The sequence below is a fragment of the Lysinibacillus sp. NPDC096212 genome, assembly GCF_044763105.1.
Taxonomy (GTDB): domain Bacteria; phylum Bacillota; class Bacilli; order Bacillales_A; family Planococcaceae; genus Lysinibacillus.
On sequence record NZ_JBIWFQ010000041.1, the window covers coordinates 1 to 19,608 of the forward strand.

The following is a 19,608-nucleotide window of genomic DNA, read 5'->3' on the forward strand; positions in this document are numbered from 1 at the left end:
CACACCCGTTCCCATACCGAACACGGAAGTTAAGCTCTTTAGCGCCGATGGTAGTTGGGGGCTTCCCCCTGTGAGAGTAGGACGTCGCTAGGCACAAAGCAGCCACTGAGAAATCAGTGGTTTTTTTAATGTTTAAAAATCGGTAATAACGCCCTGAAAAATGTTAGAATTTAATTGATCTAAATGAATAAATAAAGGGGTGTATTGAAATGGCAACAGGATTATATAGTGAAAATATTCAAATTGAGAAAGCAAAACTACAAGAGTTTATTCATAATAAAGAGCAATGGGCTGTACTAATACCCGGTTATTTACATCATGAATTTCCAAATGAACAAAATATGATTTGGGTATTTAAAGGGGATTTTGGCATTATCCAAAAAGCTGTAAAGGTTGAGCTTATGTGCAAGGAATCAAACCCTAATCAAGTTATGTTTGATTTGGTAGGCTTATCAGACCCAATAAACGGTGACGGTTATTTTGAAATTACACAAGATCAGGATGGTACATGTCAGTTAGTAGGCAATTTAACAATGAAGGCAAGTGGTTTCTTAGCGGGCATGATGAATCCAATTTTAGAGAAGTTTGTACCACAATTAATTGAAAAGCTAGTACAAGGGATGGCGGTAAAAGCTAGTATCTAGTATGTTGTAGAGAAATTAGAGTTAAGTACATTTTAAAATAGTTTTTATTGATAAACGTGTAATATAAAGGATCGTTGCTATTAGGTGCAATGGTCTTTTTATATTTATCAGCAAAAGTAGTAAGAGATGACATGACATTATATTAAAACGTTTACGAGTCGGAACTGAAATCCTTTACGTTATTCGTACTTATTATATGGAATAACATGACAGATCCCTTTGTGAAGTTTAAATTTGAGTAAACACTCAAAAAAGGTGGTGAAAAGGTTTGGTATCAAAGAAGGATAAAATTTTAGAAGCGTCATTAGAGCTTTTTACTAAAAAGGGCTTTACCGCAACGACTACTAAAGAAATAGCATTAAAGAGCGGAGTAGCAGAGGGGCTTATATTTTATTATTTTAAAGATAAAAATGAACTTCTTAATTATCTTATTCATGAGTTTTCATTTATTGGCTCACTACAAAATGAGATAAAAGAGCTTTCAAAGATGGAGCCATATCCAGCTTTAATTAAATTTGGCCAATTATATGCCAATTTTTTATTAGATCATAAAAACTTTTTAACTTTTATTTGGTCTCCAGAAATAGTACAGAACACAAATGTTAGTAAGGATATTGTGGATTTTATAAATGCAATGGGTGAACAAGTCAGTTCACTTTTGATAAGAGCTTCTTCATGTGCTGTGGAAAAAAAGACGGTAGAAACAGCAGCTTCAATGTTTCTATCAACAATATTAACGCATGTTTTAATTGAAGAAAGAAAAACAGATAAAATGCCAATTGAAAATAATCATTATATTGAAGAGGTAGCTATGTTTATATTAAAAGGGATTCAAAATCCGGGCGCATTTGTTTATCTATAGCAAAAGCAATGCGACAGCGGTAATTATGCCAAGTCGAAATTGATATAAGTTGATTGAAGTGGAGATTAGATGCCCCTAGGAAAGCGCCCAATCGGAACGGAAATCAACCACACGTTATGATGAGAAGCTATTTTTTTTGAGAAATTTTGAGTAATTACTCAATATATTTTAGATAGGAGGAATCATCATGGAACAATGGGTAGGTATTCAAACACTTATTTGGTTATTTCCTATTATGTTTATTCTTCATGATTTTGAAGAAATTATTATGGTTGAAAAGTGGCTAAACAAGAATTCTATCATCTTGTACGAAAGATTGCCGAAAAACATTGCTGATCGGGTTATTAAACAGTTTTCGATGTCGACAGCGCAGTTTGCGGTAGCAGTCATCGTAATATTCATGTTTGTAAGTAGTTCCACTTTTGTGGCAAATCAGTATGTGAATCAAGGGCCATATGGAGATATCTACTTTTTTACTGTTGTTACACTAACCTACTTTCTACATGCGTTCACTCACCTTGCACAGTCTATATTTCTTCGTTCTATTACACCTGGTGCATTCACATCTTTGATAATCGTTATTCCATATAGTTTAATTTTGTATCATTCGTTATTAGTCAATAAAGTCATAACTTGGAACATTATTTTTATTTGCTTACCGTTTTGTCTTTTAGTGATCCCTATTGCATTACTAGCACATTGGATCGGGAAAAAGGTTATATGAATTTCACTTTATTTATCTTCAGCAAATGTTTTTGTAACGTAAGTGTTATAATTAACTAAGAGAATATAACGGAAATGGGTGTTTTGTTTTGCAAAAGAAAAGGCCGATTGTAGAAGGATTAGAGCGCTTTCGACAACAACAAAATATTTCCTTTCATGTCCCAGGGCATAAGCATGGAGAGCTGTCCCATCTTCCTCAGCCCTTTAAAGATGTAATGCGGTATGATGTGACTGAATTATCAGGTCTTGATGACTTACATCACCCAGAGGAAATGATATTAGAGGCAGAAAACTTGTTGGCAGATACATATGGGGCGATGAAAAGTTTCTTTTTAGTAGGCGGATCTACAATTGGAAACTTAGCGATGATTTATGCCACATGTAAAAAAGGAGATACGATTATTGTCCAACGTAATGCACATAAGTCTATATTTCACGCAATTGAGCTTGTTGGAGCAAAACCTGTATTTGTTTCCCCGCTATGGGATGAACGTACATTAACTGCAACACATGTTTCTTATAAAGATTTAAAAGGTGCAGTTGATGATTATCCAGTGGCCCGTGCTGTCGTATTAACGTACCCTACTTATTATGGTATAACATCTAAAGAAATGCAGCAGCAGATCGCGTATTGTCATGAGAAGGGTATTCCTGTTTTAGTGGATGAAGCACATGGTGCCCATTTTAGTGCATGTACTTTATTTCAACCATCAGCATTGACGTTTGGTGCAGATATAGTAGTACAGTCTGCACATAAAACACTACCTGCTATGACAATGGCATCCTTTATGCATGTTAATTCTGATTTAATCGATGTCGACAAAATAAATCACTATTTACGTATGTTACAATCTAGCAGCCCATCCTATCTTTTATTGGCTTCATTAGATGATGCACGTTATTATATACAGACATATTTGGAGAGTGACGGTGCATATATAATAGGAAAAAGAGATCAATGGGTTGAGGCATTACGAGCTATTGGCTCTTTGGAAGTTATTGAGGTAGACGACCCTATAAAATTATTGTTACGTGTTAATGGCTATAGCGGTTTTCAATTACAAGAGGCATTGGAAGCAAAGCATGTATATGCAGAACTAGCAGATGCAAATCAAGTATTGCTTGTGCTACCTTTATTGAAACAGGGACATAACTATCCATTTGCAGAAATACGCGTTCGTATTAAGGATGCTATAACATTGTTAGTAAGTACACCAAAGGCAGAAATAATAACGGCTTCACAAACAGCCTATAATTTTGTAGCTATTACGGAACCAGCCTACACATTTGAGGAAATTGAAAAGGCAGAAAAAGAATGGTTACCGTATATGCGAACAATAGGACGTATCTCTGCTAATATGATTATTCCTTATCCACCAGGCATTCCATTGCTTGTTCCTGGAGAAAAAATAACAGTAGCAAAGCTAAGCCAGCTAGAGGAGTTACTGGCTTGTGGTGCAACGTTCCAAGGAAATCACCGTTTAGAAGAAAAGATGATTGAGATCATTAAATAGTTGGAGGCAATAACAGCATGAATTGCAATTTATTTATTACATTTGAAGGTCCAGAAGGTGCTGGGAAAACAACAGTTATTCAAAAAATAGCCGAGCGACTTGCAGAAGAAAATATTGATGTATTAGCAACGAGAGAACCTGGTGGTATTGAAATTGCTGAGAAAATTAGGAGCATTATTTTAAACCCTGAACATACAGCCATGGATGAGCGTACAGAAGCATTATTATACGCAGCAGCAAGAAGTCAGCATTATTTTGAAAAAGTACGACCTGCGCTGGATGCTGGTAAAACGGTTATTTGCGATCGATTTATCGATTCTTCATTAGCATACCAAGGATATGCGCGTGGTATCGGCGTTGATGAAGTATTATCTATTAACGAGTTTGCAATCGGTAAGATGTTACCCGATATGACAATATTATTTGACCTTGCACCAGAGGTTGGCTTGGCACGGATTCATGCTCATGGAGAGCGAGAAGTAAATCGCTTAGATGTCGAAAGTTTAGCTTTTCATAAGAAAGTTCGGGAAGGATATTTACAGTTAGTAGAGCGTTACCCTGAGCGTATACATGTCGTCAATGCGGATCAAAATATTGAGCGTGTTGTTGAAGATGTATGGTCATTAGTATATGAAGCAATACAGTAAATGCATGAAGTTGTCTACCACAATGTGATATAATGGTAACATCAATAATCATTCAGCAATGTTTTCTGCGCGAAAGCAAAGCGACAGCGACAAATGTTTTCTGCGCGAAAGCGAAGCGACAGCAGCTGAATGCGGATAGATAAAAGGTAACTAAAATTTATTTAGATGAATTTTATCGAAGGGGTGAGTGCGAATGAAGTTAGTCGTAGCTGTAGTGCAAGATCAGGATAGCAGCCGCTTATCGAATGCTTTAACGAAAAATCAGTTTCGTGCAACTAAATTAGCGAGCACAGGAGGATTTTTACGCTCTGGAAATACGACGTTTCTTATTGGGACGGAAGACTCTCTCATACCTAAAGTTTTAGATATTATTCGTGATAATTGTCGAGCACGAGAACAAATGGTTGCCCCTGTTTCGCCATTAGGCGGGAATACAGATTCCTATATACCTTATCCTGTAGAGGTAGAGGTAGGAGGAGCCACAGTTTTTGTATTACCAATTGAACAGTTTCATCATTTTTAAGCACAATATATGTATTTGATAAAGAAAGCAAGTGGGGGCGAAACAGCTTGAAGATCAATCAAGATATACGTGTCGGGTTAAATACTAATCGTAAAGAGCCACTGCATAACAATAACCTAAATAACCGATTTGGAGATATGGTCGTCAAGCAAGGAACCAAATTACAGACTGAACAGCTTACACGATTGCTAGGGGATATTTCTACAGCAGGTGATCGTGTTGCAAGATCACGTAATTTACGAGAACTTGCTCGTTTTAAAATGCTTGTTAAACGATTCCTACAAGAAACGGTAGAGCATGGTATGGATTTAAAGCAATCCCATACTTGGAATCGTTTTGGTGAAGGAAGACGCTTGAAAATAATTGAAACTATTGATACGCGTCTTGTAGAGCTTGCGCAAGATATTTTAGATGAAGAAAAGGAAGCAATTGACCTTCTTGATAAAATCGGTGAGATTAAAGGCTTATTAATTAATTTGTATATGTAAAACCCGTGTCTCGTTCTCTTGTAGGCGCGGGCTTTTTTCAAATCTATTCAGCAGCCAAATTTATTTGTTGAATGACATAAAACTAATCTATCTGCTCTAAAGCCGCAGATATTTCTGTACTAAAATTGGTTCATCACCAAAATTTATGGATGACTTTTGTTAAAACGTCTACTATGTAAATAAGTTGATTGGAGTGGAGGCTGGGCGACTCCTTGGGGATTAGCGATAGAGGAACGAAGGCTAAAACCATCACATCCTGTGATAACGCCTTCGTGACTAACATCGTGTAGGCCCGAGACCCTGGAGCGAGCACATAGGGGAACGAAGGCTAAAAGCATCACGTTCTGTGATAACACCTTCGTGACCAACATCCTGTTGCCCCAAGCGGCTCATCGGACGCCCCCAGGAAGCTCTGCTCTGCGCGAAAGCGAAGCGTCAGCAACAACAAAGCGCCCAGCCGGAACGGAAATCAACCACACGTTTTGGTGATGATCCATAAAATTGAGCAATAGGAAACAATTATGCTATGAGCGTAATTGATATAGGAAGGAATTTAAATTTATGGCCAAGAATGTTGAAGAGCTATTCACACTGCAACCAGTCGTAATGAAGCAGCTTCAAACGATTTTTGACAAAAATAGATTAGCACATGCATACATTTTTGATGGCGAAAAAGGGACAGGCAAAGTAGATATTATGCAGTTTTTTGTCAAATTAATGCTATGTGAGCAACCAAGTCAAAATGTTCCATGTGAAACATGTCGAAATTGCAGACGTGTTGTTTCGGGTAATCATCCAAATATTCATCAAATTTATCCAGAAGGTCAATTTATAAAAATTGATCAAATACGTGATTTAATTGCAGAAATGAAGATGATGGGTGTTGAAGAGGGACGTAAGATTTATGTACTTCATCATGCAGATCGTCTCAATATTGCATCTGCAAACATGATACTTAAATTTTTAGAGGAACCAGAGGGTGAAGTAACTGCAATTTTGTTAACGGAGCAAATGCAGTCAATTTTACCAACGATTCGTTCTCGCTGCCAGCATGTTAAATTCCAAAAAATGCCCCGACACATATTATTAAAGCATTTGCAAGATAGCAACATTTCTTACTCGATGGCTTCTACAGTGAGCATGCTGACGAACGAGCTCGAAACAGCTATGATTTTAGCAAATGATGAGCAGTTTGCACATGCTCGAAAAACAGTGTTAAAATTAGTAGAGGCAATTCGTCAGAATGTACATGAGGCAATGCTTGTTGTACATGAAGAATGGTTGCCACTGTTTAAAGAAAAAGGCGAGATGGAGCAGGCATTAGATTTACTACTATTTGCTTACCGTGATATAGTGTCAATAAAAGCTAATCCCGAAGTAGCTTGTACTTACCCAGACATGTTACAAACATTTAAAGAAGCTGCGCTACATTCGACTTATGAACGTCTATCTAGTCAAATGGAGTCTATTTTACAGGCACGTTCATCTTTACAGCGTAACATGAATAGGACGTTAATGATGGAGCAGTTAATGCTAAATCTGCAGGAGGGATATACATTTGTATAATGTAGTGGGAGTCCGTTTTAAAAAAGCGGGTAAAATATATTACTTTGATCCAGCATCATATCTACTCGAGGACAGCCAATATGTCATTGTAGAGACAGCTCGCGGTGTAGAATATGGTAAAGTAGTTGTCCCCCAAAAGGTTGTTGGGGATAATGATGTTGTATTACCACTTAAACAAGTTCTACGACCAGCGGATGAACGTGATCGTATCCAAGTAGAGGAAAATGCAGCCGAATCAAAGCATGCATTTGAACTAGCAAGCGCAAAAATCATTGAGCATAATTTAGAAATGAAGCTCGTTGATGTTGAATATACATTTGATCGTAATAAAATCATCTTTTATTTTACGGCTGAAGGACGCGTTGATTTCAGAGATCTTGTAAAAGATTTAGCTTCGGTTTTCAGAACACGTATCGAACTTCGTCAAATTGGTGTTCGTGATGAGGCGAAGTTGTTAGGTGGCATTGGTCCGTGTGGCCGAATGCTTTGCTGCTCAACGTTTTTAGGAGATTTTGAGCCGGTTTCTATTAAAATGGCTAAAGATCAAAACTTATCTTTAAATCCATCCAAAATTTCAGGTCTTTGCGGTCGTTTAATGTGCTGCTTGAAGTATGAAAATGATGAATATGAGGAAGCAAAAGAGGGTATGCCAGACGTTGGTGATATGACGATGACACCAGATGGCCGCGGTAAAGTTGTAGGTTTAAATGTACTGGAAAGACTCATTCAAGTATATTTACAAGAGCAGGAGCGCACAGTCGAGTATACATTAGAAGAACTGCTAGCATGCGAAAAAAATCTTATTTAAGATAGAGAATTGGACGAGGTGGCTTGGGTGAAGGACCGTAATTTCTTAGATACCGTTATGGAGTTCGAACAACAGCTCGAAGCAATGCAGGAGCAATTTAGTGCATTGAAACAATTTGTAGCGTTAATGATGGAGGAGCATAAAGCACTCGAAACAGAAAATCATCACCTTCGTACACGTCTAGAAGAACTACTTTCTAATGAAAACTCTGTACAGGCTTCTGATGTGAAGAAAGAGAATCCGTTAGATATTGGCGAAGGTTATGATAACCTAGCACGTTTATACCAAGAAGGCTTCCATGTTTGTCATGTTCATTTCGGAAGTTCCCGTAAAGGTGAAGACTGTCTGTTTTGTCTATCATTTTTAAATAAACAAAATGTGTAATAGAAGGCTGATTCCCACTATAGTGGTGTCAGTCTTTTGTTTTGTATAGTAGGAGGAAGAAACATGGAAAATTGGTTGAAGGGTGATGAACGATTAGACTATTTATTAGCTGAGAATTTACGTATTATTCAAAGTCCCTCGGTCTTTTCGTTTTCATTGGATGCAGTGCTACTTTCAAAATTTATCAATGTCCCATATCATAAAGGGAAAATTGTTGATTTGTGCTCAGGTAATGGTGTAATTCCACTTTTTCTAAGCGCCAGAACAAAGGGACATATTACAGGAGTAGAAATTCAACCACGTTTATTTGATATGGCTGAGCGAAGTATCCGTTACAATAAGTTAGAAGAACAAATTCATATGGTTCTTGGTGATGTGAAGGAAATTCCTAAGGAGCTTGGTATTGAAAAATATGATGTTGTAACCTGTAATCCACCATATTTTTTAGCACATGAAGCTAGTGATAAAAATTTAAGTGAGCATTACGCTATTGCACGTCATGAACTATATTTAACCCTAGAGGAAGCAATACAATCAGCAAGTAAATTATTAAAGCAAGGCGGAAAGGCAGCTTTTGTTCATCGTCCTGGTCGATTACTAGATATTGTTACGGCAATGCGTGCAAATCGCTTAGAGCCTAAACGTATGCAATTTATTTATCCGAAAGAAGGTAAGGAGGCCAATACACTATTAATAGAAGGAATTAAAGATGGTAAGCCTGATCTGAAAATATTACCGCCCCTGTATGTTTATAATTCGGATAATGAATATACAGCAGAAGTGAGAGAAATCCTTTATGGAAAAGAGCAATAGCCATTATTTTTATGTGTTAGAGTGTGCCGATCAATCCTTTTACGCTGGCTACACGAATAATGTAGACAGGCGTGTCGATGTGCATAATGCTGGTAAGGGAGCAAAATATACGAGAGCGCGAGGTCCAGTGGAATGTATTTATGTAGAGGAATTCGATACAAAACAAGAAGCGATGCGCGCAGAATACGCTTTTAAACAGCTAACACGAAAGCAAAAAATGAAATATATAGGGAGGGATGACGCATGAAATCTCAGAAAAGTACAATGCACGGTCATACAGGTTGTTTATATTTAGTGGCAACGCCTATTGGTAACCTAGAGGATATGAGTGTACGTGCGTTACGTATTTTAAAGGAAGCAGATATTATTGCTGCCGAGGATACACGTAATACAAAGAAACTATGCAACTACTTTGATATAGAAACACCACTGATAAGCTATCATGAGCATAATTTAGAGGTGGGGGGAGAAAAGCTATTAGCCTTCTTACGTGAAGGAAAAACAGTCGCATTAGTTAGCGATGCTGGTCTACCTTGTATTTCCGATCCAGGTGCAGATATAGTCGAAAAAGCTATCGATCAAGACTTTCCAGTTGTGCCGGTGCCAGGTCCCAATGCTGCAATATCAGCATTAATCGCTTCTGGATTAACACCGCAGCCATTTTTCTTTTACGGATTTTTAAATAGAGGAAAAAAGGACCGTCGACAGCAATTAGAGCAACTAAAAAAACGTCAGGAAACTATTTTGTTTTATGAGGCTCCTCATCGTTTAAAGGACACTTTAAAAGATATGGAATCTATTCTTGGTAATCGTCGAATCGTATTAGCTCGTGAGTTAACTAAAAAATTCGAAGAGTTTTTACGTGGTACGTTGGCTGAAGCAGTGGAATGGTCACAAACGGAGGAAATTCGAGGGGAATTTTGTATTGTCCTTGAAGGTAATGAGAATGCCGAGGAAGAAATTAACGAAGATGCTTATTGGATGACAATGTCTGTCGTTGAACATGTCGATTATATTATTAATGATACAGGCGTTACATCAAAAGAAGCTATAAAGGAAGTAGCAAAACTACGTCAAGTAGCTAAGCGAGAAGTCTATAATGAATACCATAGTTAATGGAAAGAAAGAGGTTGCCTAAATAAGGCGACCTCTTTCTTTGTATATCTAATCAAATAGATGACTCATCACAATAACGTGAGGTTGATTTACGTTCCGGCTGAGCGCTTTGTTGTTGCTGTCGCTACGCTTTCGCACAGAGCAAAGATTCCTGGGGGCGTCCGATGAGCCGCTTGGGCCAACACGATGTTGGTCACGAAGGCGTTATCACAGGACGTGATGGTTTTAGCCTTCGTTCCTCTATTGCTGATCCCCAAGGAATCGCCCAGCCTCCACTCCAATCAACTTAACTTCATAGTTTTACAAATGTCACGCCTAACCTTTAGTGAGGAGCATATAAATCAAATAAATTGATAATAATTGTAAAAAATAGTATCCTTAATCATAAAAGGTCTGACATGGACATTATAAGGGACTCGAAAATTGGGTATATTATATTTATCTTCTATTAAATGAAGATAACGCCTCCAGATGCATCAAGCCAAGGCGAAATTGATAAAAAAAAACCTAAATCACTGTGCTTGATTTAGGTGTGTATATCAAATTATTTTTTTAAGTTAGATTGGATTTCTTTCACTAACATTTCTGCGCCTTCAGGGCTTAAAATTAATTTGCCTCCAACTAGACGGAAGTTATCATCAGAAACTTCACCAGTTACAGCACATGTCATGTTTGGCATATATTTTTTTAAGATGATTTTGTCATCATCCACATAGATTTCTAAAGCGTCTTTTTCTGCAATACCTAGTGTACGGCGAAGTTCGATTGGAATTACTACACGTCCTAATTCATCGACTTTACGAACGATTCCTGTTGATTTCATAATTATTTTTCCTCCTAATGTAAAAAAGTTATATTGGTATTTCGTCAAATTTCGACATAATTTCCTTGTCTGATAGTTATCATACCAAGTAATGCCATAAACGTCAATTAATTAATACACTAATATTATTGTTTTGAAAAAATTTTTTGAGGAGAAAACAGATATTTTGCTTATTTTAAAAGGTTTTTATTATATATTTTAATTTATAGTAAAAAAGCTTCTCATTTAAGACATTAAATGGATTGGTTCTATCATTCGACATTTTTCGCGCGCGATGAACTATCAATCAATTATGCCTCGGCATAATTGCGTCCGGAATTGGCTTTGTGCCAGGCCTGCAGATGTTTTTTGTGCGAAAGCGTAGTGCTAACGCAGCGGCAGCAACTTGTTTTTGTCTGTGCGAAAGCGAAGCGTCAGCAACAGCACCGATGCTGGTCACTCAGGCGTTTTCACAGGATGTAAAGGTCTTAGCCTGAGTTCCTCTATTTCAGCGGGTGTTTGGACACCCGCTGAAAGAAGTTGAAACGAATTTCGTACTTAGTTAGAATAGATAGTATACTGTGAAACAATGGAGGCAGTTCTTGTGAGCGAACAAAACAAAACATTCTATATAACAACCCCTATTTATTACCCAAGTGGGAAATTCCATATCGGTACAGCGTATACAACTGTAGCATCAGATACAATTGCACGTTATAAACGTTTACGTGGTTATGATGTACGTTTCTTAACGGGAATGGATGAGCATGGGCAAAAGATTCAAGAAAAAGCTGCAGAAGCGGGCAAACATCCTCAAGAATACGTGAATGAAATTGCAGATGCTGCGAAAAAGCTTTGGGCATTGATGGACATTTCATACGATGACTTTATTCAAACGACGCAAGAGCGTCATACGAAAACTGTCGAAAAGATTTTCCAAAAGTTTTTAGATAATGGTGATATTTATAAAGGTGAGTATGAAGGTTCGTACTGTACACCATGTGAATCTTTCTTTACTGAGACACAATTAGTAGAGGGTAACTGTCCAGACTGTGGTCGTCCAGTACACAAAGTTAAAGAGGAATCTTACTTCTTTAATATGAAGAAATACGCAGATCGTCTTTTAGCTTATTATGAAGAAAACCTTGAATTTATTGAGCCTGAATCTCGAAAAAATGAAATGATTAATAACTTCATTAAACCAGGGCTAGAAGATTTATCTGTTTCAAGAACTTCATTTGATTGGGGCATTAAAGTTCCAGGAGACCCTAAACATGTAATTTATGTATGGGTAGATGCCTTAACTAACTATATAACGTCATTAGGATATCTTTCGGAGGATGAAACATTATTCAATAAATATTGGCCGGCAGATGTACATGTAGTTGGTAAAGATATCGTTCGATTCCATACTATTTATTGGCCAATTTTCTTAATGGCACTAGATTTACCACTTCCTAAAAAAGTATTTGCCCATGGTTTTATAATGATGAAAGACGGTAAGATGTCTAAATCAAAGGGCAATGTTATTTATCCTGAAATGTTAATAGAACGTTATGGTTTAGATGCGACACGATATTTCCTATTGCGCGAGTTACCATTCGGATCTGATGGTGTATTTTCGCCAGAATCATTTGTTGAACGTACAAACTTCGACTTAGCAAACGATTTAGGCAATTTATTGAATCGTACTATTTCAATGATTAATAAATATTTCGACGGCATTATTCCAACTGAAAATCTTCAGTCGACAGAATTTGATGCGGCTTTAAAAGAGCAGGCTAAATCGGTACGTATTAAATATGAAGAAAGTATGGAAAAAATGCAATTTAGTGTCGTATTAGCAGACGTATGGACACTTGTTTCAAGAACGAATAAATATATAGATGAAACTCAACCGTGGGTGCTAGCAAAAGAGGAATCAGATAAGCCAAAATTAGGAGCTGTTATGCGAAATTTGGCGGAGAGTTTACACCAAATTGCTGTCATGTTACAACCATTTATGACATCTACTCCCAAACGAATTATTGAACAATTAGGCTTGGATGACAAATTCTTAGCATGGGAAACAATTGAAACATTCGGCAATACTATTCCAGCAAACATTAAAGTGGTAGAAAAAGGGATTCCCATTTTCCCTCGTTTAGAGAGTGAAGTTGAAATTGCGTATATTCGTGAAGAAATGCGTGGTTCAGTGAAAACTCCACAAGTGGAAGAAACAAAAAACGAGCAAAAAGCTGCAGAGGTTCCAGAAATTCCTGAAATTACTATTGATGATTTTATGAAAGTTGATTTACGTGTAGCTACTGTAACAGCGTGTGAAACTATTCCAAAGGCAGACAAATTATTAAAGCTTCAAGTGGATCTTGGATATGAGCAACGACAAGTAGTTTCAGGTATTGCAAAGTTTTATTCTCCAGATGAATTAATTGGTCAAAAAGTGATTGTAGTCTCTAACTTAAAGCCAGTTAAATTACGTGGTGAATTATCACAAGGAATGATTCTAGCTGGTGAAAAAGATGGGATTTTAAAATTAGCATCGGTTGATCCGAAACTAGAGAACGGCGCAAAAGTAAAGTAATAAATTTTAGGAAGGCCTGCTGAATGTAAAAAGTTCAGCAGGCTTTTAAAATCCGTCTTGAAAATGAGTGTTTTATTATCTTGAAATAATTTATACACATTATTCATTGAGGTTTTTTAGGTATATAGTAACAAACGTGGTGTCTGAGGTTATGAGTAATGTTATAATACTAAATTGTTTGTAACAAAATTGTAACACTGATGAAAAATATGAAATAATAATTTCTAATAAAATCTATGTTAGGAGAATAACGATGTTTATTGATACACATGTACACTTAAATGCAGATCAGTATGAAGAAGACTTACAAGAGGTTATAGATAGAGCTCTTGAAGCCAAAGTAGAAACAATGGTTGTTGTTGGTTTCGACCGCAAAACTATAGAAAAAACAATGCAACTGGTTGAACAGTATGATTTTGTTTATGGTGTCATTGGTTGGCACCCTGTCGATGCCATTGATTGTACAGAAGAGGATTTAAATTGGATTGAGAAATTAGCAGCACATCCAAAAATAGTAGGTATTGGTGAAACCGGGTTGGACTATTATTGGGATAAATCCCCGAAAGATGTTCAACAAGCACTTTTCCGCAAGCAAATTCATTTAGCGCAAAAGCTGAATTTACCAATCATTATTCATAACAGGGATGCTACTGGAGATGTTGTACAAATTTTACGTGAAGAAAACGCTGCTTCCGTGGGAGGCGTTATGCATTGTTATAGTGGCAGTGTGGAAACCGCACAAGAATGTATTGCTATGAATTTTATGATTAGTCTTGGTGGGCCGGTGACATTTAAAAATGCACGAATGCCGAAAGAAGTGGCGACAGAAATACCTTTAGAACATTTGATGATTGAAACTGATGCACCGTATTTAGCACCTCATCCATATCGAGGAAAACGTAATGAGCCAGCTTTAGTGCCATTAGTTGCAGAAGAAATTGCCCGTTTAAAAGGATTAACGATTGAGGAAATTGCACAAGTAACGACAGCCAATGCGAAAAAAATTTTTAGGATTGACAATTAACTAGCTGAGATGCCTCCAATACTGAGTTTGTGGTTGGCTAAAAAGGGAATGTCAATTTTCTTTGAAATACATTCGGGTTGACAGTGCCAAATCTAGTACGTATAATCCAACTTTGTATTAAGGAGGCGTTTTTTCATGTCAAATAATTCCATGAAAAACTTGTTCTTAGGATCATTGAGGAGTAAGCAAACAGTGATAAGCATTATTTCACTTGTCCTGTTTGTATCTGTAATTTCATTTGTACTTTATCAAGGTACTAAAAAGTCCGTAACGCTTGATGCGAACGGAGAAACAATCGAAGTAACAACACATGCCAAAACTGTAGAACAATTATTACAAGATCAAAATATAGACGTAGCAGAGCATGACAAAATATCACCCTCTCTGAACACCAAAATTGTTAATGGATTAGCAATTTCATGGGAACAGGCAAAAGAAGTAACTATTTCAGTTGATGGAAATCAGTCAAAAGTTTGGACAACTGAAACACAAGTGAAAGACATTTTGAAAGAAGCAAATATTGAAGTATCAGAGCATGACTCATTAGTACAAGGTCTAGATACAGAAGTAGGAGCAGACAACAAGATCGATATTCAAAAGGCGTTTCAAGTATCGCTTGTCGATGGCGTAAACGAGAGACAAGTATGGTCCACTTCGACTACGGTCGCTAACTTTTTAAAACAACAAGGAATTCAACTAAATGAATTCGATCGTGTCGAGAATAACCTGAAGGACGTAATCACTCCGCAGAGTAAAATCACAGTAGTTCGCGTAGAAAAGGTTATCGATGTAGTGGAAGAATCTTTAGATTTCGCAATTGAAAAGAAGCAGGATGCTTCATTGCAAAAAGGAAAACAAAAAGTTGTAACAGCAGGCCAAAAAGGATTAATGACTAAAACATATGAAGTTGTGAAAGAGAATGGCCAAGTTGTAACTAAAAATTTACAATCAGAGAAAGTTGTAAAAGAATCGCAAAAGCAAGTGGTTGCAGTAGGTACTAAAACTGTAGTAGCTAGCGCAGCGACTGTATCACGTGGTTCATCAGAGCCAGCTAGTGGTAAAGAATTTTATGTAACGGCAACCGCTTATACACCTAATTGTAGCGGCTGCTCGGGGATATCTGCCACTGGGATTAATTTGCAATCAGGATCTGGGTTGAAAGTAATAGCTGTAGACCCTTCTGTTATTAAGCTCGGTTCAAAAGTTTGGGTTGAGGGCTATGGAACAGCTATTGCAGGAGATACTGGTGGTGCAATTAAGGGTAATCGGATCGACATACTTGTACAATCTGAATCCCAAGCTAGTAATTGGGGAGTAAGGAAAGTGCGTATAAAAGTATTAAATTAAAAAAATTGTAAAATTAATCAAAATGTTTTTCACTATTATTAGCTTTCCTGTTTTGACTGGCGGGAAAGCTTTTTTATTTTTTTCAGTAATTTGTTCTAGAGAATCAACAATAGCAAAATCAAGGCTGAATATTATAAAAGATGAATAGCCGGGTATTTCTGTACAATCGTACAGTGCAGTTGTAAAATGGTCTGAAGATAAGGTAGAAAAGAGGAGCCTTTTTGCAAATAAAAGAAATCATTGTTGTTGAAGGAAAAGATGATACAACAGCTATTAAGCGAGCTGTACAAGCAGATACTATAGAAACAAATGGATCGGCTATTTCAGAGGAAACACTGAAGAGAATTCAACATGCACAGGATAAAAGAGGTGTTATTGTTTTTACTGATCCAGATTATCCAGGACGTCGAATTCGTTCCATTATCGAGGAGCATGTAAAAGGTGTAAAACACGCTTTTTTACCGAAAGCCAAAACAATTGCGAAAAACGGTAAAGGACTAGGCATTGAGCATGCAGCAGATGAAGATATACGCGAGGCACTGCAACATGTCTATACCCCAAATGAGATTGAGCCAACCACAGATGATATCACTCTCGAAGATTTAATGACGGCACATTTAATTGGCCATCCACGGGCGAAGACTCGACGTGATCGTCTTGGAGAAATTTTGAATATTGGTGCAACAAACGGCAAACAACTTCATAAAAGATTGAAAATGTTTCAAATTACAGAAAAGCAATTTGGTGCGGCAATCGCACAGTTAGATCAGGAGGAAAACGATGCATAAGGATATTGCAACACCAATTAGAACACAGGAAATTTTAAGAAAATATGGATTTTCATTTAAAAAAAGCTTAGGTCAAAACTTTTTAATAGATCCGAACATTTTACGAAATATTGTTAGTCATGCAAATTTAACTGAAAATAGTGGCGCAATCGAAGTTGGTCCTGGCATTGGAGCATTAACAGAGCATTTAGCAAGAAGTGCAAAAAAGGTTGTATCTTTTGAAATTGATCAGAGATTATTACCTGTATTAGAAGACACACTTAGCCCATATAATAATGTAACTATTGTACATTCAGATGTTTTAAAGGCGGATGTGGCTAAAGTAATTCAGGAAGAGATGCCAGGTATTGAAGATATTATGGTTGTAGCGAATTTACCTTATTATGTGACGACACCAATTTTAATGAAATTACTTAATGATCGTTTGCCGATTCGCGGTTTCGTTGTCATGATGCAAAAGGAGGTTGCAGATCGTATTACAGCTAAGCCTGGAACGAAGGAGTACGGTTCTTTATCAATTGCGATTCAATATTATGTAAAGGCTGATATTGCCATGACGGTACCGAAAACTGTTTTTATGCCGCAACCAAACGTGGATTCTGCAGTGATCCGTCTTATTAAGCATGATGAACCTCCAGTAAACGTAATTGATGAGGATTTTTTATTCGTTGTTACTCGTGCGTCGTTTGTACAACGACGAAAAACAATCTTCAATAATTTACAATCAGGTTTACCAAATGGTAAGGTACACAAAGAAAAAATTATGGATGCTTTAAGAGCGGTAAATATTGAACCAACACGTCGAGGAGAGACCCTAACCATTCAAGAGTTTGGAAAATTAGCCGATGCACTATACCCTACATTTGCAAAGTAAAAAATTTTTGTTAACTTTTTTGAGTATAAGTAAAAAAACATGTCTTTTTTATGAAAAATAAGTTGACAACATTAATTAGAGGCTGATAAAATAATATATTTTGTTGACATTTTTGGGCGAATCGCTTATACTATTTATTAGTGAGGTGTAAGCGAAAATGCCAAAAACTTTAGCGGACATTAAAAAGTCGTTGGATTGTCATTTGGGTAAACGTTTGCAGTTAAAAGCAAACGGAGGTCGCAAAAAAACGGTCGAGTGTGCAGGGGTATTGCGTGAGACATATCGCGCTATCTTTGTAGTTGAGCTTGATCAAGAAGACAATACGTGCAAGCGCGTATCGTATAGCTACACAGATATTTTAACTGAGGCAGTAGAGATTACATTTTTAGACGAAGCACAAGCTGCTATCGCAAAATAGTTTCTAGTACTTATTTCTATATTTTGAAACACTCATGTATAAAAACTGCATGAGTGTTTTGCGTTTTCTGGGGCATACTAAAATCGTCAGTTGTTAAGGAGGAGTTTATATGCCTAGAAAAGGTATCATGTCACCTCGTTTAAAGGAAGAGATCGCTAAAGAGCTTGGATTTTATGATGTTGTGCAACGAGAAGGCTGGGGCGGCATAAAAGCTCGAGACGCCGGTAATATGGTCAAACGTGCCATCGAAATGGCTGAAAGAGCAAGTAGTGAGCAAGAGCATAATAAGTAGCCTCTTTGTGAAAATAGACCACTTATTATTTTGAAACTTCAATTACAGGGATGAAAACTTCCTGTATACACAACAACACGACTGACGAAAGAGAACCGTTACACCAAATAGGGGTATACGGTTCTTTTTTTCCATTTTCACATTCCCATTATGGTAAAATAAAATGAATAATCTTGTGAAAGATGAATGACAGGTTTATCTTCATTCAGAAAATGTTTTATATAGCGAAGTGAACGCCAGCTACTGATGTTTTGTAACAGTTACAGAAGACTCCTACATCTAAAGACAGACAAAGTGTAATTTCTATTCAGTGTGTATTAAAATATCAAACTGAATGATCTGTCAGATGTTACGGTTTAAAGGACAAGCTAGGAGGTTAGCCTAACTCCATGCGATAAGGCTTATTAACCTGCATCGGTAGCTTTAATTTAAAATTAGGAGCATTGTTTATCTGTGCGAGGCGAAGCGTCAGCCAATTGCGCTAATGCGTAATTGATAAGTGTAGCTATAAGGAGGAAGAAAGATGCTTTATGTAAAGGCGCCTGCAAAAATAAATTTAACATTAGATGTGCTTTATAAAAGACCAGATAATTTTCATGAGGTAGAGATGGTCATGACAACTGTGGATTTAGCTGATCGTATCTGCCTAGAATCTCGAGAAGATGGCGTAATTGAAATAATTTCTACTGATAATTTCGTGCCAAATGATCACCGAAATTTTGCTTATCAGGCAGCGCGTCTAGTTAAAGATACATACGGCATTGGACAAGGTGTATCCATTACTATAGAAAAGGAAATACCAATCGCAGCAGGGTTAGCAGGTGGCAGTAGCGATGCGGCTGCTACACTAAAGGGTTTAAATGAGTTGTGGAATTTAGGGTTATCTATAGATGAGTTAGCTGAATTAGGTGCGAAAATTGGTTCGGATGTTTCATTTTGTGTCTATGGTGGCACAGCATTAGCAACGGGGCGCGGAGAAAAAATTCAGGAATTGCCTGCACCACCAAACTGTTGGGTAGTCTTAGCTAAGCCTAAAATAGGTGTCTCTACTGCAGAGGTATATGGAGGATTAAAGGTTGAAGGGTTAGAACATCCAAATACGAAGCAAATGATTCATGCTATTGAAACGGAAGATTATGAGCTACTATGTGCATCATTAGGGAATGTTTTGGAAACTGTAACTTTTAAGCTACATCCAGAAGTAGTAATGTTAAAGGAACAAATGAAGCGCTTTGGAGCAGATGCAACATTAATGAGTGGAAGCGGTCCGACGGTGTTTGGTTTAGTGGATAGTGAAGCTCGAGTGAGCCGAATTTATAATGGTTTACGTGGTTTTTGCGAAGAAGTATATGCTGTTCGGATTTTAGGTGAGCGAAATTCGCTTGCTTAAAACC

At 37.2% G+C, this 19,608-nt stretch carries 23 protein-coding genes and 1 rRNA gene; 23 read left to right on the forward strand and 1 reads right to left on the reverse strand.

Going from position 1 to position 19,608, the window contains the following annotated elements; translation table 11 throughout:
• The 15 genes from rrf to ACIQ7T_RS25795 all read left to right on the forward strand — a co-directional run.
• Positions 1-93: ribosomal RNA gene (gene rrf / locus ACIQ7T_RS25725) — 5S ribosomal RNA — on the forward strand; the annotation flags it as partial.
• Between the two features lie 116 nt (positions 94-209).
• On the forward strand, positions 210-644 hold the full coding sequence (locus ACIQ7T_RS25730; RefSeq protein ID WP_402874717.1) for an SRPBCC domain-containing protein: 435 nt from the start codon (positions 210-212) through the stop codon (positions 642-644).
• Positions 645-912: 268 nt separating this feature from the next.
• Entirely contained in the window at positions 913-1,506 is a 594-nt protein-coding gene (locus ACIQ7T_RS25735) for a TetR/AcrR family transcriptional regulator (protein ID WP_370081851.1), read from the forward strand.
• 187 nt (positions 1,507-1,693) lie between these two features.
• Complete coding sequence (locus ACIQ7T_RS25740) at positions 1,694-2,230, forward strand: HXXEE domain-containing protein (RefSeq protein WP_370081853.1); 537 nt, start codon at positions 1,694-1,696, stop codon at positions 2,228-2,230.
• Between the two features lie 88 nt (positions 2,231-2,318).
• Complete coding sequence (locus ACIQ7T_RS25745) at positions 2,319-3,743, forward strand: aminotransferase class I/II-fold pyridoxal phosphate-dependent enzyme (RefSeq protein ID WP_370081855.1); 1,425 nt, start codon at positions 2,319-2,321, stop codon at positions 3,741-3,743.
• A gap of 17 nt (positions 3,744-3,760) precedes the next feature.
• The gene (tmk, locus tag ACIQ7T_RS25750; RefSeq protein ID WP_370081857.1) at positions 3,761-4,390 is read left to right on the forward strand and encodes a dTMP kinase; all 630 of its coding nucleotides are present in this window, start codon (positions 3,761-3,763) and stop codon (positions 4,388-4,390) included.
• 193 nt (positions 4,391-4,583) lie between these two features.
• Positions 4,584-4,913 (forward strand): cyclic-di-AMP receptor, encoded by a 330-nt coding sequence (locus ACIQ7T_RS25755; protein WP_049667342.1) that lies wholly within the window; start codon positions 4,584-4,586, stop codon positions 4,911-4,913.
• Positions 4,914-4,960: 47 nt separating this feature from the next.
• Entirely contained in the window at positions 4,961-5,401 is a 441-nt protein-coding gene (locus ACIQ7T_RS25760; protein ID WP_370081859.1) for a YaaR family protein, read from the forward strand.
• A 561-nt stretch (positions 5,402-5,962) separates the two neighbouring features.
• Complete coding sequence (gene holB, locus ACIQ7T_RS25765; RefSeq protein ID WP_402874722.1) at positions 5,963-6,967, forward strand: DNA polymerase III subunit delta'; 1,005 nt, start codon at positions 5,963-5,965, stop codon at positions 6,965-6,967.
• Complete coding sequence (locus ACIQ7T_RS25770; RefSeq protein ID WP_132364280.1) at positions 6,960-7,775, forward strand: PSP1 domain-containing protein; 816 nt, start codon at positions 6,960-6,962, stop codon at positions 7,773-7,775. The genes holB and ACIQ7T_RS25770 overlap by 8 nt, the downstream gene beginning before the upstream one ends.
• A gap of 27 nt (positions 7,776-7,802) precedes the next feature.
• Entirely contained in the window at positions 7,803-8,159 is a 357-nt protein-coding gene (gene yabA, locus ACIQ7T_RS25775) for a DNA replication initiation control protein YabA (RefSeq protein ID WP_370081865.1), read from the forward strand.
• Between the two features lie 63 nt (positions 8,160-8,222).
• Positions 8,223-8,972, forward strand: coding sequence for a tRNA1(Val) (adenine(37)-N6)-methyltransferase (locus ACIQ7T_RS25780; protein WP_370081867.1), 750 nt, complete (start codon positions 8,223-8,225; stop codon positions 8,970-8,972).
• Positions 8,956-9,219 carry a GIY-YIG nuclease family protein gene (locus tag ACIQ7T_RS25785; protein WP_142510476.1) on the forward strand — a complete coding sequence of 88 codons (264 nt, stop codon included), beginning with the start codon at positions 8,956-8,958 and terminating at the stop codon, positions 9,217-9,219. The genes ACIQ7T_RS25780 and ACIQ7T_RS25785 overlap by 17 nt, the downstream gene beginning before the upstream one ends.
• Entirely contained in the window at positions 9,216-10,088 is an 873-nt protein-coding gene (gene rsmI, locus ACIQ7T_RS25790) for a 16S rRNA (cytidine(1402)-2'-O)-methyltransferase (protein WP_370081869.1), read from the forward strand. Before ACIQ7T_RS25785 ends, rsmI begins: the two co-directional genes overlap by 4 nt.
• Positions 10,089-10,252: 164 nt before the next feature.
• On the forward strand, positions 10,253-10,378 hold the full coding sequence (locus tag ACIQ7T_RS25795) for a hypothetical protein (RefSeq protein ID WP_370081871.1): 126 nt from the start codon (positions 10,253-10,255) through the stop codon (positions 10,376-10,378).
• Positions 10,379-10,632: 254 nt separating this feature from the next.
• Here ACIQ7T_RS25795 and ACIQ7T_RS25800 read toward each other — a convergent pair whose 3' ends face one another.
• The gene (locus ACIQ7T_RS25800; protein ID WP_004229214.1) at positions 10,633-10,911 is read right to left on the reverse strand and encodes a transition state genes transcriptional regulator AbrB; all 279 of its coding nucleotides are present in this window, start codon (positions 10,909-10,911) and stop codon (positions 10,633-10,635) included.
• 583 nt (positions 10,912-11,494) lie between these two features.
• Between ACIQ7T_RS25800 and metG the strand changes: the two genes are divergently transcribed.
• The 8 genes from metG (at position 11,495) to ispE (ending at position 19,604) form a co-directional block, all read left to right on the forward strand.
• Complete coding sequence (metG, locus tag ACIQ7T_RS25805; protein ID WP_370081873.1) at positions 11,495-13,471, forward strand: methionine--tRNA ligase; 1,977 nt, start codon at positions 11,495-11,497, stop codon at positions 13,469-13,471.
• Positions 13,472-13,724: 253 nt separating this feature from the next.
• Entirely contained in the window at positions 13,725-14,495 is a 771-nt protein-coding gene (locus ACIQ7T_RS25810; RefSeq protein ID WP_402874728.1) for a TatD family hydrolase, read from the forward strand.
• 135 nt (positions 14,496-14,630) lie between these two features.
• Positions 14,631-15,842 (forward strand): resuscitation-promoting factor, encoded by a 1,212-nt coding sequence (locus tag ACIQ7T_RS25815; protein ID WP_370081877.1) that lies wholly within the window; start codon positions 14,631-14,633, stop codon positions 15,840-15,842.
• 221 nt (positions 15,843-16,063) lie between these two features.
• Positions 16,064-16,630: a ribonuclease M5 gene (gene rnmV, locus ACIQ7T_RS25820; protein ID WP_370081879.1), complete on the forward strand. Its 567-nt coding sequence runs from the start codon at positions 16,064-16,066 to the stop codon at positions 16,628-16,630.
• A complete protein-coding gene (rsmA, locus tag ACIQ7T_RS25825) occupies positions 16,623-17,504 on the forward strand; it encodes a 16S rRNA (adenine(1518)-N(6)/adenine(1519)-N(6))-dimethyltransferase RsmA (protein ID WP_370081881.1) in 882 nt (293 codons plus the stop codon). The genes rnmV and rsmA overlap by 8 nt, the downstream gene beginning before the upstream one ends.
• 157 nt (positions 17,505-17,661) lie before the next feature.
• Positions 17,662-17,922 carry a biofilm formation stimulator Veg gene (gene veg, locus ACIQ7T_RS25830; RefSeq protein WP_370081883.1) on the forward strand — a complete coding sequence of 87 codons (261 nt, stop codon included), beginning with the start codon at positions 17,662-17,664 and terminating at the stop codon, positions 17,920-17,922.
• Positions 17,923-18,031: 109 nt separating this feature from the next.
• Positions 18,032-18,214, forward strand: coding sequence for a small, acid-soluble spore protein, alpha/beta type (locus tag ACIQ7T_RS25835; protein WP_053594103.1), 183 nt, complete (start codon positions 18,032-18,034; stop codon positions 18,212-18,214).
• Between the two features lie 523 nt (positions 18,215-18,737).
• Complete coding sequence (gene ispE / locus ACIQ7T_RS25840) at positions 18,738-19,604, forward strand: 4-(cytidine 5'-diphospho)-2-C-methyl-D-erythritol kinase (protein WP_370081886.1); 867 nt, start codon at positions 18,738-18,740, stop codon at positions 19,602-19,604.
• The last annotated feature ends 4 nt before the right edge of the window (positions 19,605-19,608 follow it).